The 14765-nt window shown below is 74.6% G+C and carries 14 protein-coding genes; 5 read left to right on the top strand and 9 right to left on the bottom strand.

The window, feature by feature from the left end; genetic code table 11:
* Nucleotides 1-15: 15 nt before the first annotated feature.
* A complete protein-coding gene (locus CLV37_RS13615) occupies nucleotides 16-810 on the top strand; it encodes an NAD-dependent epimerase/dehydratase family protein (RefSeq protein ID WP_106211181.1) in 795 nt (264 codons plus the stop codon).
* Between the two features lie 8 nt (nucleotides 811-818).
* On the opposite strand, the gene CLV37_RS13610 is transcribed toward CLV37_RS13615, so the two are convergent.
* The 4 genes from CLV37_RS13610 to CLV37_RS13595 all read right to left on the bottom strand — a co-directional run bounded on the left by CLV37_RS13610 (nucleotide 819) and on the right by CLV37_RS13595 (nucleotide 2523).
* Nucleotides 819-1043 (bottom strand): DUF4287 domain-containing protein, encoded by a 225-nt coding sequence (locus CLV37_RS13610; protein WP_106211179.1) that lies wholly within the window; start codon nucleotides 1041-1043, stop codon nucleotides 819-821.
* 64 nt (nucleotides 1044-1107) lie between these two features.
* Complete coding sequence (locus CLV37_RS13605; protein ID WP_106211177.1) at nucleotides 1108-1650, bottom strand: SET domain-containing protein; 543 nt, start codon at nucleotides 1648-1650, stop codon at nucleotides 1108-1110.
* Nucleotides 1647-1841: a hypothetical protein gene (locus CLV37_RS13600; protein ID WP_106211175.1), complete on the bottom strand. Its 195-nt coding sequence runs from the start codon at nucleotides 1839-1841 to the stop codon at nucleotides 1647-1649. Before CLV37_RS13600 ends, CLV37_RS13605 begins: the two co-directional genes overlap by 4 nt.
* 70 nt (nucleotides 1842-1911) lie before the next feature.
* Nucleotides 1912-2523 (bottom strand): LysE family translocator, encoded by a 612-nt coding sequence (locus CLV37_RS13595; protein ID WP_106211173.1) that lies wholly within the window; start codon nucleotides 2521-2523, stop codon nucleotides 1912-1914.
* Between the two features lie 172 nt (nucleotides 2524-2695).
* Here CLV37_RS13595 and CLV37_RS13590 point away from each other — a divergent pair, with 172 nt between their 5' ends.
* Nucleotides 2696-4066 carry an NtaA/DmoA family FMN-dependent monooxygenase gene (locus CLV37_RS13590; RefSeq protein ID WP_281260539.1) on the top strand — a complete coding sequence of 457 codons (1371 nt, stop codon included), beginning with the start codon at nucleotides 2696-2698 and terminating at the stop codon, nucleotides 4064-4066.
* Nucleotides 4067-4083: 17 nt separating this feature from the next.
* On the opposite strand, the gene CLV37_RS13585 is transcribed toward CLV37_RS13590, so the two are convergent.
* Entirely contained in the window at nucleotides 4084-4749 is a 666-nt protein-coding gene (locus CLV37_RS13585; protein WP_211298634.1) for an HNH endonuclease family protein, read from the bottom strand.
* A 149-nt stretch (nucleotides 4750-4898) separates the two neighbouring features.
* Between CLV37_RS13585 and CLV37_RS13580 the strand changes: the two genes are divergently transcribed.
* Nucleotides 4899-7496 carry a SpoIIE family protein phosphatase gene (locus tag CLV37_RS13580; protein WP_106211166.1) on the top strand — a complete coding sequence of 866 codons (2598 nt, stop codon included), beginning with the start codon at nucleotides 4899-4901 and terminating at the stop codon, nucleotides 7494-7496.
* Nucleotides 7497-7513: 17 nt separating this feature from the next.
* Here the strand turns inward: CLV37_RS13580 and CLV37_RS13575 are convergent, their stop codons facing one another.
* The 4 genes from CLV37_RS13575 to CLV37_RS13560 are packed head-to-tail and all read right to left on the bottom strand — an operon-like array spanning nucleotide 7514 to nucleotide 12245.
* On the bottom strand, nucleotides 7514-8134 hold the full coding sequence (locus CLV37_RS13575; RefSeq protein ID WP_106211164.1) for a TetR/AcrR family transcriptional regulator C-terminal domain-containing protein: 621 nt from the start codon (nucleotides 8132-8134) through the stop codon (nucleotides 7514-7516).
* 16 nt (nucleotides 8135-8150) lie between these two features.
* The gene (locus CLV37_RS13570) at nucleotides 8151-9155 is read right to left on the bottom strand and encodes an agmatine deiminase family protein (protein ID WP_106211410.1); all 1005 of its coding nucleotides are present in this window, start codon (nucleotides 9153-9155) and stop codon (nucleotides 8151-8153) included.
* Nucleotides 9156-9183: 28 nt separating this feature from the next.
* Nucleotides 9184-10776, bottom strand: a complete 1593-nt coding sequence (locus CLV37_RS13565; protein WP_106211162.1) for an amidohydrolase — start codon at nucleotides 10774-10776, stop codon at nucleotides 9184-9186.
* The gene (locus CLV37_RS13560) at nucleotides 10773-12245 is read right to left on the bottom strand and encodes an APC family permease (RefSeq protein WP_211298632.1); all 1473 of its coding nucleotides are present in this window, start codon (nucleotides 12243-12245) and stop codon (nucleotides 10773-10775) included. The genes CLV37_RS13565 and CLV37_RS13560 overlap by 4 nt, the downstream gene beginning before the upstream one ends.
* 129 nt (nucleotides 12246-12374) lie before the next feature.
* Here CLV37_RS13560 and ureA point away from each other — a divergent pair, with 129 nt between their 5' ends.
* The gene (gene ureA, locus CLV37_RS13555) at nucleotides 12375-13091 is read left to right on the top strand and encodes an urease subunit gamma (protein ID WP_106211160.1); all 717 of its coding nucleotides are present in this window, start codon (nucleotides 12375-12377) and stop codon (nucleotides 13089-13091) included.
* Nucleotides 13088-14764: an urease subunit alpha gene (locus CLV37_RS13550; protein ID WP_106211158.1), complete on the top strand. Its 1677-nt coding sequence runs from the start codon at nucleotides 13088-13090 to the stop codon at nucleotides 14762-14764. Before ureA ends, CLV37_RS13550 begins: the two co-directional genes overlap by 4 nt.
* Nucleotide 14765: the final 1 nt, after the last annotated feature.

The following is a 14765-nucleotide window of genomic DNA, read 5'->3' as shown; positions in this document are numbered from 1 at the left end:
TGCTATGACCTCAGGGTGAGCGAACTCCCGCACCTCCTCGTCACCGGATCCGCCGGCGGTCTCGGCCGCGAACTGGTCCCGCGCCTTCGCGCCGCCGGGTACCGCGTGCGGTCCCTGGACCTGGCCCACCCCGACGGGGCCGAGGGGGACCTCGTCACGGGCTCGGTCACCGACGCCGCGGTGGTCGAGGGTGCGCTGGAGGGCGTCGACGCCGTCGTGCACCTGGCCGGGCAGAGCCGGGAGGCTCCGTGGGCGCAGGTGCTGGAGGCCAACGTCCAGGGCCTGTGGACGCTGTTCGACGCGTGCGTGCGGCGGGGGGTCGCCAAGGTCGTGTACGCCTCCAGCAACCACGCCACGGGGATGACGGCGCGCGCCGAGGGCGCGGAACTGCCCGCCGACGCGGAACTGCGCCCCGACACCTACTACGGCTGGAGCAAGGCGGCCGGGGAGTCGCTGGCCCGGTTGTTCGTCGAGCGCGCCGGCCTCGACGTCGTCTCGGTCCGCATCGGCACCTGCTTCGCCCGTCCCGCGAACGTGCGGGGGCTGTCCACGTGGATGTCCTACGACGACTGCACCCGGCTGCTGGCGGCCGCCCTCGACCCGCGGGTCCGCGGCTGGCACAGCGTGTGGGGCATCTCCCGGAACACCCGGCGCTGGTGGTCGCTGGCCGAGGGCGAGGCCATCGGCTACCACCCGCAGGACGACGCCGAGGAGTTCGCCGCGGAGGTGCTCGCCGGGGCCGACCCCGACGAGGTCGTGGACCTCGTCGGGGGCGGTTTCACCACGACGCCCCTGGGGCAGCCCAACTGACGGACGGGTCAGTCGTGGTCGTCCTCGGCCCGGGTCGCGGCCACCAGGGCGTTGGCGTGCCCGTGGCCCAGGCCGTGCTCTTCCTTCAGCCACGTCACCTGCTGCAGGTGCTTCACGCCGGGGTTCGCGGCGCGGTGCTCGCGCAGCAGCTGCTGCCAGTGCGCGACGGGCTGGCCGTACTTCGCCTCGATGGCGGGGAAGTACGACGCGGGTCCCTTGGTGGTCTCGGACATGGAGCCCTCCTACCGCCGTTCGTGAGTGGTCGTCAACGGTGCAGACCGCTGCGGGGCACCGGGCTCAGCGCTGCAACCCGGTACGGGAACCGGTGATCCGCTGCCGCAGGACCGGCACCCAGTGGTCCCCGTACGCCGCCTGCAGCCCGGGCAGCCGCCAGTCCGCCCCCGTGACCCGGCCGCGGCAGGACGCCGCGCGGCACGCGCACGGCATCGTGAAACCGGGGTCGTCCGTGATCGTCGCGTAGTCCAGGGTGAGCTCCTCACCGCGCTCGACGTCGCGCCGCGCGACGACGGTGAAGGGGTCGGCCCACCAGGTGTTCGGGTCGCAGCCGTGGTTGCCCGTGTGGTTCGGCACGTCCGGGGGCAGGACCAGGTTCACGTCCCGTCCGACGGACATCGTGTCCACGTAGGTGCCGGTGCGCGCGGCCTCGGCGAACAGCCGGCCCAGCTCGGCGTCGCTCACGAGCCGACCCCCGAAGCGGGCGACCGCGGTGCCCCGGGGGAGGGGAGCGGCGGCGAACAGGCCCTCGCCCTCGATCGGGGACCGGCCGACGCGGACGAGGGGGTTGAGCCAGCAGTCGGGTCCGGGCGAGCCCGGCGTCACCGGTGAACGACCGGTGCTGGGGGGCGGACGGCTCCGGCGAGGTCGGCGACCGGGACGCCCTCCCGCGGGCCGGTCACGCCGAGGTCGACCTCGGGGGTGGTGGCGACCGGAGTGCCCTGGTCGGTGGTCTCGCCGCCGGCGGCGTCCCGCAGGACGCGGCCGTGCTCGTCACGCACGGGGATCGCTTCCACACCTCGACGCTACGCGCTCGCACGCGGGGGGCGGCGGGCGCTCGTCGGCGCCCGGTTCCACCTCCCGACCTCACCGGGCGCTGACGAGCGTCCCCACCCCGAACGCCGTCAGCACCGCGGCGCTCGCGCGCTCCAGGGTCCGCGTCACCCGGGGCCGCCGCAGCCACTCCACGGCCCGGGCGGCGACCTGGGACAGCACGCTCAGGTAGGTCAGCGCCACCCCCGCCTCCAGCACCCCCAGCAGCAACGTCGTCCCCACCCCGGCCCCGGCCGGCACGAACTGCGGGACGACCGCCACGAAGAACAGCCCCACCTTCGGGTTCAGGACGCACGAGACGAGCCCGGCGCGGAACGCCGCCGGCAGCGAGGAGGCGGACCCCGCCGGCGTGGACGCCGGGCCCCGGTGGGCCAGCAACGTGCGGACCCCGAGGTGGACGAGGTACAGCCCGCCGGCGACCTTCAGCACCTGGTACGCCTGCGCCGAGCGTTCCAGCAGCGCCGCCAGCCCCACGGCCACGGCCGCGGCCCACACCACCGCCCCCACGGCCGACCCCAGCGCCGTGACCACCCCCGTCCGGGCCCCCTGCAGGCTGTGGCGCAGCACGAGGAACGTGTTCGGGCCGGGGGTGAGCTCCAGCAGCAGGCACAGCGCGCAGAACGCGAGGACGGCGTCGAGGGTCACCCGTCGAGGCTAGACCCGGGCACCTCGCCCGGACGGGGATCCTCGACCGGCCTCGGCCGGGTGTGGTTCACTCGCAGCGCTCCACCTCACGACCCGCCGACCGGCGGGTGCACGGCCTGCGCGACGCAGGTGAGACGCCCGTCCCGGAAAGCGCAGCCGTGCCGTGAAGCAGATGCACCTCGGAGTCTTCGAAGTCCTCGGTCCCCAGGTCGGCGGGACGCTCAGCTGGCCCCACCACCGTTCCGCGAGCGTGGACTTCACCTCGCTCGAGCACTGGGTGCACCTCGCCCGGGTCATCGACGAGGCCGGTTTCACGTTCCTGTTCCTGGCCGACACCTTCGGCTACCCCACCGTCGACGGGGAACTGTCCGGGACGGCCGCGGCCCGGGGCATCAACTTCCCGACGCTGGACCCCTCCGTGGTCGTCACGGCGCTGGCCCGCGAGACCGCGCGCCTCGGTTTCGTCGTCACCTCGCCGACCGGTCTGGACCACCCCGTGCAGAGCGCGCGGCGCTTCGCCACGCTCGACCACTTCACCGGCGGCCGCATCGGGTGGAACATCGTCACGGGTTCAGCGCAGGACGTCGTCGCCGAACTGTTCGGGCACCGGGAGATGGTCCTGCACGACGAGCGGTACGCGATGGCCGACGAGTACGTCGACGCCGCCGTGAACCTCTGGGAGCGCAGCTGGGAGGACGACGCCCTCGTCGTGGACCGCGAGGCGGGCCTGTACGCCGACCCCGCCAAGATCCACCGGGTGTCGTTCGAGGGGCGCTACGTCCGGTCCTCCGGGTACTTCGCCTCCCCGCCCTCGCCCCAGCGGACCCCCGTGCTGTTCCAGGCGGGGACCTCCGCGCGCGGGCGGGCGTTCGCGGCCCGCAACGCCGAAGCGGTCTTCGTGCAGGCCACCACGCTGGAGCAGACCGCGGCGGCCGTCGCGGACATCCGGGCCGGGGCCGCCGCCCACGGCCGGGACCCGCGCTCGGTCACGACGATCGTCGGGGTGACCGTCGTGGTCGCGCCCACCCACGACGAGGCCGTCGCCCGCCGCGAGGAGTTCGACCGGCTGCAGTCGGACGAGGTCGTCGCGGCCCTGTACTCGCACAACACCGGCATCGACCTGCTGGCGCTCGACCCGGACGGCACGCTCGAGCAGGTGCTCGGCCGGGGAGCGGCGGGCCAGACGGGGCAGACCAACGTCACCCGGTTCCTGGGCGGTGACGGCAGACCGGCGCTGAGCGTGCGCGAGGTGCTCGACGAGCTGCGCGGTCGCGGGACGCGCGGGTTCGCGATCACGGGCGACCCCGTCGAGGTCGCCGACGAGCTCGAACGCGTCCTGGACGCCACCGACCTGGACGGGTTCATGCTCGAACCGGTCTTCGCGCCGGCCGACGTCGAGGACTTCGCCGACCTCGTGGTCCCGGTCCTGCGCGCACGCGGCCGGCTGCCCGAGGTCCCCGCGACGGGCACCCTGCGCGAGCAGCTGAACGGCCCGGGTTCGTCCCGGCTCGCCGCCGACCACCCGGGACGGTCGTCGAGCTGACGAGCGGCGGGACCGGGTCAGTCCGCCGCGGGCTGACCCGGGCACGTCGCGAGCACGCGCTCGATCGCGTCCCGCTCCGCGGGCGTCACCCACAACCCGTACTCCGCCTTCACCGCCACCTGCCGTGCGACGTACGTGCAGCGGAACGCGGTGTTCGGCGGCAGCCACGTCGCCGCGTCCCCGTCACCCTTGGAGGAGTTCAGCGGTCCGTCGACCGCGAGCAGTTCGAGCCGGTCGTTCGCGAACTCGGTGCGCTCGGCCGCGTCCCACCGCTGCGCACCCGTCTGCCAGGCGTTCGACAGCGCGACCACGTGGTCGATCTGGACGTCGTCGCTCGTGCCCTGACCCCGGCGGAACCTGATCGTGCCCCCGCCGTACGGGTCGGTGAGCGAACCGCTCGCCACGACGCAGTCCCCGCCGCCCTTGAACCTCACGTCCCGCAGGTCGCGCCCCAGGACGTCGTTGCGGGTGTCGCAGCCGTTGTGGTCGGTGTCGACCCACCCGTCCCCGAACTGCGCGCGCGAGTACCCCGTCTTCGGGGCGCGGCCCTTCACCGGCAGGGTCTGCAGCTGGGCCAGCGCCGTCCCCGCACCGGCCGACCCGTCGGCGTCCCCCGCCGGGGTCGTGCACCCGCCCAGCAGCAGGCCCGCCACGACCAGCGCCAGCGCCCTCCCAGCCCGCAACCGCCCACCCTCCCCGCTCAGGCCGCCATCCTGCCCCACCCGCGTCCCCCCGCGCTCCCGGCGCGCGCCGGTCCGGCGTGCGACACTCGGACGTCGCTGAGGAAGCCCGGCGTTGCTCGCTCGCCCCACCCGCCAGGAGATCCGTACCCATGGACAGCGAACGCCCCGGTGCACCGCCCGCGTTCGCCGACGACGCCGGCCGCGTCCGGTCGGCCCGCCGACTCACCTCCTCGGCACCCCACCCCGCCCTCGACCGGCTCGCCGAGCTCGCCGCCCGGCTCCTGGGCACCGACGCCGCCCAGGTCTCGCTTCTGTCCAACGTCCTGACCATCTCCGCCGCCACCGGAGCGGCCGCCGCACCCGCCCCCGGCGAGCGCGTCACCGCCCACCCGCTCGCCGAGGCCCTGTGCACCGTCACCGCGACCTCCGGTGCGCCCCTCGTGGTCCCCGACGCCGCCACCGACGACCGCGTCCGCGACCTGCCCGCCGTCGCCTCCGGGGCCGTCGGCAGCTACCTCGGCGTCCCCCTGCGCGACCAGGACGGCCACGTCATCGGGGCCCTGTGCGTCTTCGGGCCCGGCACCCGCGCCTGGACCGGGGCCGACGTCTCCCTCCTGACCGACCTCGCCGGTTCCGCCGTCACCGAACTGGAACTGTCGGCGCTCGCCGTCGACCTCGAAGCCACCCGCGTCCGCTGGCAGCTCGCCGTCGGCGCCGGTGGCGTCGGCACCTTCGACTGGGACCTGCTCACCGGCGTCCTGGAGTGGGACGAGAACCTCCTGCGGATGTTCGGCTACGCCGCCGACGACTTCAGCCGCAGCATCGAGGCGTTCGACGCCCGCCTGCACCCCGACGACCGCCCCCGGGTCGGCCGCGCCCTGCAGGACTCGATCGACACCGTCGGCCCGTTCGAGGCCGAGTACCGCGTCGTGCGCCCCGACGGCACCACCCGCTGGGTGCGGGCGCGCGGTCAGGCGCTCGCCGACGAGACGGGACGCAGCGTGCGGCTGCTCGGGGCGGCCTTCGACACGACCGCCACCCGCGCCGAGGACGCGCGCGTTGCCCGGATCCTGGAGTCGATGTCCTCCGCGTTCTTCTCGCTGGGCCGGGACTGGCGGTTCAGCTACGTGAACTCCGAGGCCGAACGGGTCCTGGGCCGCCCCCGCGCCGAACTGCTCGGCGGCGACGTCTGGGAGCTGTTCCCCGACGCGGTGGCCTCCGACTTCGAGACGCACTACCGCGAGGTGGCCGCGACGGGCCTCCCGGCGACCTTCGAGGCGTACTACCCGGCGCCCCTGGACGCGTGGTTCGAGGTGCGGGCCTGGCCCGACCCCGACGGGGTGTCGGTGTACTTCCTGGACATCACCGAACGCCGCCGCGCCCAGCACGCCCTGGAGGCGGCGCACGCCGCGGCCGCGGCCGCCGCCGAGCGGCTGCGGCTGATCGTCCGGGTCAGCGAGGACCTGTCGTCCACCCTGGACGTCGAGGAGGCGTACGCCCGGCTGGCCCAGCACCTCGTCCCGGCGCTGGGCGACTGGTGCCTGGTGACGCTGGTCGACGAGGAGGGGCAGTTGCGCGACCTCGGCTGCCAGCACGCCGACCCCGCCGCGCAGGACCTCGTGCGGGCCTACCGGGAGGCCCGGATGACGGCGCTGACCCCGGACTCCTACCTGTTCCGGGTCTGGCGCACCGGCCGGCCGGTGACCGTTCCCGAGGACGCCACCGCGGCCCTCGTGGCGCAGCTGGCCGCCGGCAGCACCGCGCGCGAGCTCATCACCCGCCTCGCGCCGGGGGCGCTGGAGTGCCTGCCGGTCCGCGCGCGGGGCCGCACCGTCGGGCTCATCACCCTCTTCCACGACGACGCCGCGGACCGCCTGTCGCCCGAGGACCTGCTGCTGGCCACGGAGGTCGGGGACCGCGCGGGCCTGGCCCTGGACAACGCACGGCTGTACTCCGCGCAGCACCGGGTCGCGGAGGGGTTGCAGCGCAGCCTGCTCACCGCGCCCGTCCAGCCGGACCACGTCCAGGTGGCCGTCCGCTACCGTCCCGCGGCCCGCGCCGCGCGCGTCGGCGGCGACTGGTACGACGCGTTCCTCACCCCCGACGGGGCCACGGTCCTCGTCATCGGCGACGTCATGGGGCACGACATCGACGCCGCCGCCGCGATGAGCCAGATCCGGTCGTTGCTGCGGGGGATCGCCTACACCACCGGCCACAGCCCCGCGAAGGTTCTCCTGGGGTTGGACGCCGCGATGCAGGGCCTGGACGTCGCCACGACCGCGACGGCCGTCGTGGCCCGGCTGGAGGACACCGGGGACCGGACCCGCCTGCGCTGGTCGAACGCGGGTCACCTGAACCCCGTCGTCATCGGGCCGGACGGGACCGTGCGGACGCTGGGCACCGGGTCGGCCGAGCTGCTGCTGGGCATCGACCCGGGCGCGCGCCGGTCCGACGCGGTGGTGGACCTGGAACGCGGCTCGACGGTGCTGGCGTTCACCGACGGGCTCATCGAGCGGCGCGACGTCTCCCTCGAGGAGCGGTTGCAGCTGCTGGGTTCCGTCGTCACCGAGCTCGCCGCCCAGCCCCTGGAGGACCTCGTCGACGGCGTCCTGCGGCTCATGGTGCCGGGCGAGCACGAGGACGACGTGGCGCTGCTGGCGTTCCGGCTGCACCCGCGGGAGGGGGAGCGGCCCGCCGAGGCCGGGCCGGAGCGGGTTCCGCACGTCGTGGCGCCGCCGGCGCCCTGACCCGGGGGGCTGTTCCCTCAGGCCCGGTCCCGCAACCGTTCCAGCCCCACGAGCAGGCTGTCCAGCCCCAGCAGGAACGCCCGTTCGGACCGGTCGCCCGGCTGGGCCCTGGTCGCGCGGATCGCCTGCGACAACCGCGACCCCTCCCGGCCGGAGTCGGCCCAGACCTCCACGGGCGCCCCGGCGTCGAGGGCGGAACCGAGGACGAAGCAGTCGAGCACGGTGACGGCGTGCAGGAGTTCCTCGTCGTCGAACCCGGCGTCGTGCAGGACGTCGGCGAGGGCCTCGTAGGAGGCCATGGTCGCGGGGTGGCTGACGGTCTGCGCCGTCAGCAGGGGCACCGCGGCCGGGTGGGCGGCGAACGCCGCCCGGTACTGCCGGGCCCAGCGCCGGGTGAACTCCCGCCAGTCCTCACCCGGCACCACCTCGGTGGGCATCCCGTCGGCCGACAGCACCCCCCGGATGCCCTCGATCACCTCCTCGCGACCCCCCTTGACGTGGTGGTACAGCGAGGAGGTGCTGACCCCCAGGTCCCGGGCCAGGGCCGGCAGGCCGAGTTCCCCGGTGCGGTCGAGCAGGTCCAGCGCGGCGCGCAGGATCTGCTCGCGGGACAGCAGCGGGGTGGTGGGGCGGGCCATGCGGGGTTCTCCAGGGTCAGTCCGGTTGCTGCTGGGTGATGCAGTGGATCCCGCCGCCGAACGCGAACACGTCGCGCGCGTCGACGGTGACCACCGTACGCCCGGGGTAGGCGGCCTCGAGGACGGCCTTCGCCTCGCCGTCGCGGGGGTCGTCGAACGCGCACGCGACGACGACGGAGTTCGCGACGTAGTGGTTGACGTAGGAGAAGTCCACGAGTTCGCCGTCGACCTCCGACGTCCGCGGAGCAGGGATCTCGGCGACCCGCAGGCGCTCGCCCCGCGCGTCGGTGGCCGAGCGCAGCAGGTCCAGGACCTCGGTGCTGACGGCGTGGTCCGGGTGGCCGGGGTCCGGCTGGGTGTGCACGAGGACCTGCCCGGAGGAGGTGAACGCCGCGACGATGTCGACGTGGCCGCGGGTGCCGAACTCGCCGTAGTCGGCGGTCAGCCCGCGCGGCAACCAGATCGCCGTCGAGGTGCCGAGCTGGCCGTGGACCTCGGCCTCGACGCGTTCGCGCGTCCAGCCGGGGTTGCGGTGCGGGTCGAGCTGGACGGTCTCGGTGAGCAGGACCGTCCCGCGACCGTCCACGTGGAACCCGCCGCCCTCCTGGGTGAGTTCGGAACCGCTCACGGGAGTTCCGGTGAGCCCGGCGACCGCGCGGGCCGCGAGGGCGTCGTGGTCCCAGCGCGCCCACGACTGGGCGCCCCAGCCGTTGAAGACCCAGTCGACCGCGACGGGGGAGTTCCCCCGCCGGGCGAACGTCGGGCCGGAGTCGCGCAACCAGGCGTCGTCGACGGCGACGTCGGCGATCTCGACGCGCGGGTCGAGCAGTTCGCGGGCCTGCGCGCGGTCGCCGGGGTTCACCAGGACCGTGACGGGTTCGTACCCGACGATCGTGGTGGCGACGGCGCTCCACGCGCGGCGGGCCCGGGCGAGGTCGGGCCCGCCGTCCTCGCCGAACGTCGGGTTCGGGGTGGGGAAGGCCATCCAGGTGCGCTGGTGGGGTTCCCACTCGGCGGGCATGCGCTGTTCGGACACGGTTCCTCCGGGTCTAGTCGCGGTGGACGACGGAACCGTCGACGACGGTCAGCCGGACGGGGGACTGGGCGAACTCGTCGGGGTCGACGGTGAGGGGGTCGAGGGTGAACGCCGACAGGTCGGCGCGGTTCCCGGGCCGCAGGCCACCGGCGACGGCGGCGAGCCCGGCTGCGCGGGCGGCCTCGATCGTGTACCCCTCCAGCGCCATCCGCGCGGTCAGCGCCTGGCCGGGTAGCACGGGTTCTTCGGCGTGGTTCCCCGCGGTGCGCCGCAGCTGCGCGTCGGCGATGATCGCCCGCGGGTCGTAGGGGGCGATGGGCCAGTCCGACCCCAGGGCGAGCCGGGCCCCGGCGTCGCGAAGGTCGCGCGTGCGGAAACCCCGGTCGGCGCGGACCTTGCCGAGGCGCTGCGACCAGTTGTCGCTGTGGTCGGCCTTCGTGTAGTGCGTGCAGTGGGTGGGCTGCATGCTCGCGGTGACGTCGAGCCGGGCGAACTCCCCCACGAGGTCGTCGGGGAGGGTCTCGACGTGCTCGACGCGGTGCGGGACCCGGGGGTTTCCCGGCAGTCCGGCGACGGTGCGCAGGACGTGCCGGATCCCGGCGTCACCGATGGCGTGCGTCACGGTGGGGACGTCGTGCGCGGCCAGGAACGCGAGCGCCTCGTCGTACTCGGCGGGGTCGGGCCAGAACGGGGCGGTGGACTCGCCGTGGGTGTCGGCCTCCTCCAGCCACGCGGTGCCGCCGTCGATCGTCCCGTCGATCATGAACTTGGCGCCGTCGACGGACCACCGGGCCCCCTGCGCGCGCTGCAGGTCGACGACGTGGTCGAGGTAGGTGCGGCCGTGGACGGGCATGACGAAGGGGGCGAACCGCAGCCGGATCGGCAGGTCGTGCTCCACGGCCCGCACGAGGTCGTGGGAGTCGCCCTCGAAGTCCATGGCGTTGGCGGCGGTCAGACCGCAGGCGGCCATGTCGCGCAGGAGCGCGAGGAACCGGGCGCGCCGGTCGGCGGGGTCCTCGGCGGGCAGGTGCGCGGTGACGAGGTCCATCGCCTCCATCTCCAGCAGGTGCCCGGTGGGGGTGCCGTCGGCCACGACCACCTGGGCGCCGGAGCGGAACTCCCGGGCTCCGTCGACGCCGGCCAGTTCCAGGGCGCGCGGGGAGGCGATGGCCGAGTGCGCGTCGAACAGCACGACGTAGGCGGGGACGTCCGGGCCGAGGGCCTCGACGAGCGGGGCGGAGGTGACGGGCCGGCCCTCGAAGGCGTTCGGGTCCAGCCCCCAGCCGCGGACCCACTCGCCGCGGGCGACGTCGAGGGTGCGCAGGGCCGCCACCAGGTCGGCCACGGAGCGCACCCCGGTGAGGTCCAGGCCGTTCGTGAGGTTCAGGCCCATGACGGGGTGGACGTGCCCGTCGACGAGACCGGGGACGAGGGTCGCCGCCCCGAGGTCGACGACCTCGGTGCCCTGCCCCTGCCAGCCGGCGACGTCGGCGCGGTCGCCGACGGCGGTGATCGTCCCGCCGGTGACGGCGACGGCCTGCGCGTGCGGGCGGTCCGGGTCGAGGGTGTGGATCGTGTCGGCGAGGACGATCAGGGACGGGTTCACGGGTTCCCTCCGATGCGGGCGTAGAGGTCGGGACGGCGGCGGCGCAGCACGCGGGCGAGCAGGACGCCCACGGCGAACACCGCCGGGACGACGGCGACGAGCACGACGTTCGTCGACGTGGGGGCGGCCGTGAGCAGGGCGACGTGCCGGACCAGGACCCCGAGGGCGACGGTGAGCAGGACCGTCGCGCCGACCGAGGCCCACAGCACCCCGGGGCGGACGGTCCCGTGGCGGTGCAGGTAGACGACGACGGCCACGGCGGTGATCGCCTGCAGCAGCAGGACCCCGATCGCGCCGGGGGTGTTCACGAGCAGCACGAGCTGGCGGTAGGGGTCGGCCCCGGCGAGGGCGAACCCCGCGACGACCACGAGGGCGAGGACGCTCTGCGCGGCCCCGGCCCGGGCGGGGGAGGCGAACCTCGGGTGCGCGTGGGCCATCGCGGCGGGCAGCAGCCCGTCCTGGGCGAGGGTGAAGGAGTAGCGGTTGATCGCGTTGTGGAAGGCGATCTGGGACGCGAGGACGCTGGTGAGGACGAGCACGTCCATGACGTGGCTGGCCCACGCGCCGACGTAGGTGTCCATGACGGTGAAGAACAACCCGACGGGGTCGGCGCCGGCGGCCGCGACGACGCCGGCGTCGCCGACGGCCTGGACGACGGCCCACACCACCAGGGCGTAGAACAGGCCGAGGAAGGCGACCGCGGCGTAGGTGGCGCGGGGGATCGAGCGGTCGGGCTCGCGCGCCTCGCGCCGGTACAGGGCCGTCGACTCGAACCCGGCGAACGCGGCGAAGCAGAACCCGAGGATGCCCAGCAGACCGGGGTTCGCCAGGGCGGAGGGGGAGAACGTGCTCAGGTGCAGCCCGTCGTGACCGCCGTGCGCGACGACGCCGACGACGAGGACGGCGAGGATCGCGGTCTCGGCGGCCAGCAGCACGCCCAGGACCTTCGCGCCGACGTCGATGCCGCGCCGCCCCAGCGCCCAGACGACGGCGATCGCGGCGACCGCGTAGAGCCACCACGGCAGGTCGACGCCGGCGAGGCGGACGAAGGCGGCCTGGAACTGGGTGCCGAGCAGGCCGTAGACGCCGATCTGCAGCGTGTTGTACGAGACGACGGCGAGCAGGCCGGCGCCCGCGCCGGCGCTGCGGCCCAGGCCGAGGGTGATGTAGGAGTAGAACGCGCCCGCGCCGCCGGTCAGGCGGGTCATGGTCGTGAACCCCACCGCGAACAGGGCCAGCACGACGGCGGCGGCCAGGTAGCCGGCGGGGGCGCCGATGCCGCCGATGGAGATCGCCAGGGGGGCGATGCCGGCCATGACGGTGAGCGGGGCGGCCGCCGCGACGACCATGGCGGTGATGCCGGTGGCGCCGAGCGCTCCGGCCTTGAGGTGGTCCTCGGGTGCCTGCGCGGGGCGGGGTGGGGCGGGGTCGAGCACGGGGGCCTCCTGGGGGTGGGTGCGCCGTTGCACGAACGACAGCGTAACCGAAACCGTGTCGGTTATGGTGGCCGTCGTGTGTTTCGACGACGTTTCCACCGCGTCACGGCTGGGGTCCGGCCCTCGTGACGCCCTCCGCCGCGCCGGACTAGGGTCCGTGCCGTGCGCCTGACGCCCAGCGAACGCGACCGGTTGCTGATCTTCACGGTGGCCGAGCTCGCCCGCGCCCGCCGCGCGCGCGGGCTGCGCCTCAACGTCCCCGAGGCCACCGCGCTGATCGCCGACACCGTCTGCGAGGCGGCCCGCGACGGCTCCCGCCTGGCCGAGGCCAAGGAGGCCGGCCGGTCCGTCCTGGGCCCCGACGACGTCCTGCCCGGGGTCCCCGACGTGGTGCCGCAGGTGGAGGTCGAAGCCGTGTTCGACGACGGCACCCGCCTCGTCGTCGTCACCGACCCCTTCGGCGGCGGCTCCCTCGGCGACGACGCGCCCGGCGCCGTCCTGCCCGGACCGGACACCCCGCTGGAGTTCGCCGACACCGTCACGCTCACGGTGACGAACACCGCCACCGTGCCCGTCAGCGTCACGTCGCACTTCCACTTCTTCGAGGTGAACCCGCGGCTGAGCTTCGACCGGGTCGCCGCCTACGGCCGGCGCGCCGCGATCGACGCCGGGGCCACGATCCGCTGGGACCCCGGCCAGACGCAGGACGTGCGCCTCACTCCGATCGGCGGGGGCCGCGTCGCGATCGGTTTCGCCGGGCTGGTCGACGGCCCCCTCGACGCGCCCGGCGCCTTCGAGCAGGCCCTGGAACGGGCCCGCGCGTGCGGGTACCTCGACCGCGCCGAACACCACTCCGACGACGCAGGGGGTTCTCGATGAGCCTGTCGAGCAGGGACTACGCGGCCACCTACGGACCGCGGGCCGGTGACCGCGTCCGCCTCGGCGACACCGGACTCGTCGTCCAGGTCGAGCACGACGCGCAGGCGCCGGGGGAGGAGTTCCTCGCCGGTTTCGCCAAGACCGCGCGCGACGGGCTGCACCTGAAGGCCGCGCGCGTGCGCGAGACGTGCGACGTCGTCATCTCCAACGTCGTCGTGATCGACGCCGTCCAGGGGGTCCGGAAGCTGTCCATCGGCATCCGCGAGGGACGGATCTCCGGCGTCGGTCGCGCGGGGAACCCCGACACCCTCGACGACGTGGACGTCGTCGTCGGGACCGGGACGACGATCGTCTCCGGCGAGGGGCTCATCGCCACCGCCGGGGCCATCGACACCCACGTGCACCTGCTGTCCCCCCGGGTCATGGAGGCCTCCCTCGCCTCCGGGGTCACCACGATCATCGGCCAGGAGTTCGGGCCCGTCTGGGGGGTCGGCGTGAACTCCCCCTGGGCGCTGCGGCACGCGTTCAACGCCTTCGACGCCTGGCCCGTGAACATCGGGTTCCTCGGCCGGGGCTCGGCCTCCGAGCCGGGGTCGTCCGTGGAGGCGCTCGTCGAGGGCGGCGCCTGCGGTTTCAAGGTGCACGAGGACATGGGCGCGCACGCCCGCGCCCTGGACACCGCCCTGACCGTCGCCGAGGAGCACGACGTCCAGGTCGCCCTGCACACCGACGGCATCAACGAGGCCCTCTCGGTCGAGGACACCCTCGCCGTGCTCGACGGCCGCACCATCCACGCCTTCCACATCGAGGGCTGCGGCGGCGGGCACGTCCCGAACGTCCTGCGCATGGCCGGCGAACCCAACGTCATCGGCTCGTCCACGAACCCGACGCTGCCGTTCGGCCGCGACGCCGTCGCCGAGCACTACCACATGATCATCTCGGCCCACGGGCTCAAGGAGGACCTGCCCGGCGACGCCGCCCTGGCCCGCGACCGGATCCGCGCGGGCACCATGGGCGCCGAGGACGTCCTGCACGACCTCGGCGTCATCCCCATCACCTCCTCCGACGCGCAGGGCATGGGCCGGGCGGGGGAGACCGTCCGGCGCACGTTCGCGATGGCCGGGAAGATGAAGCTCGAACTCGGGGCCGAGAACCCGCTGCACGACAACGAGCGCGCGCTGCGCTACGTCGCCAAGCTCACGGTGAACCCCGCCATCGCGCACGGGCTGTCCCACGAGGTCGGGACCCTGGAGGTCGGCAAGCTCGCCGACGTCGTCCTGTGGCGCCCGGAGTTCTTCGGCGCCAAACCCGAACTCGTCCTCAAGGCCGGTTTCCCCGCCTACGGCGTCACGGGCGACCCGAACGCCGCGATCGACCGCGCCCAGCCGCTCGTCCTGGGCCCGCAGTTCGGCGCGCACGGGGCGACGGCCGCGGACCTGTCCGTGGCGTTCACGTCGCAGGCCGCCGCCGAGGACGGCAACGACGCCATGACGACCCGCCGCCGGCGCGTCGGGGTGCGCGGGACCCGCGGGATCGGGCTGGCGTCCATGGTGCGCAACTCCCGGCTCGCGCAGGTCCGCGTCGCCCCCTCGGGCCTGGTGACCGTCGACGGCGAACCGGTGAGCTCCGAACCGGCGGAGGCGACGAGCCTGACCCGGCTGTACCACCTCTGAG

Source organism: Kineococcus rhizosphaerae, from assembly GCF_003002055.1.
GTDB classification, from domain to species: domain Bacteria; phylum Actinomycetota; class Actinomycetes; order Actinomycetales; family Kineococcaceae; genus Kineococcus; species Kineococcus rhizosphaerae.
Note: the sequence above shows the minus strand (reverse complement) of the source record. Positions and strands in the feature narration are given on the sequence as shown.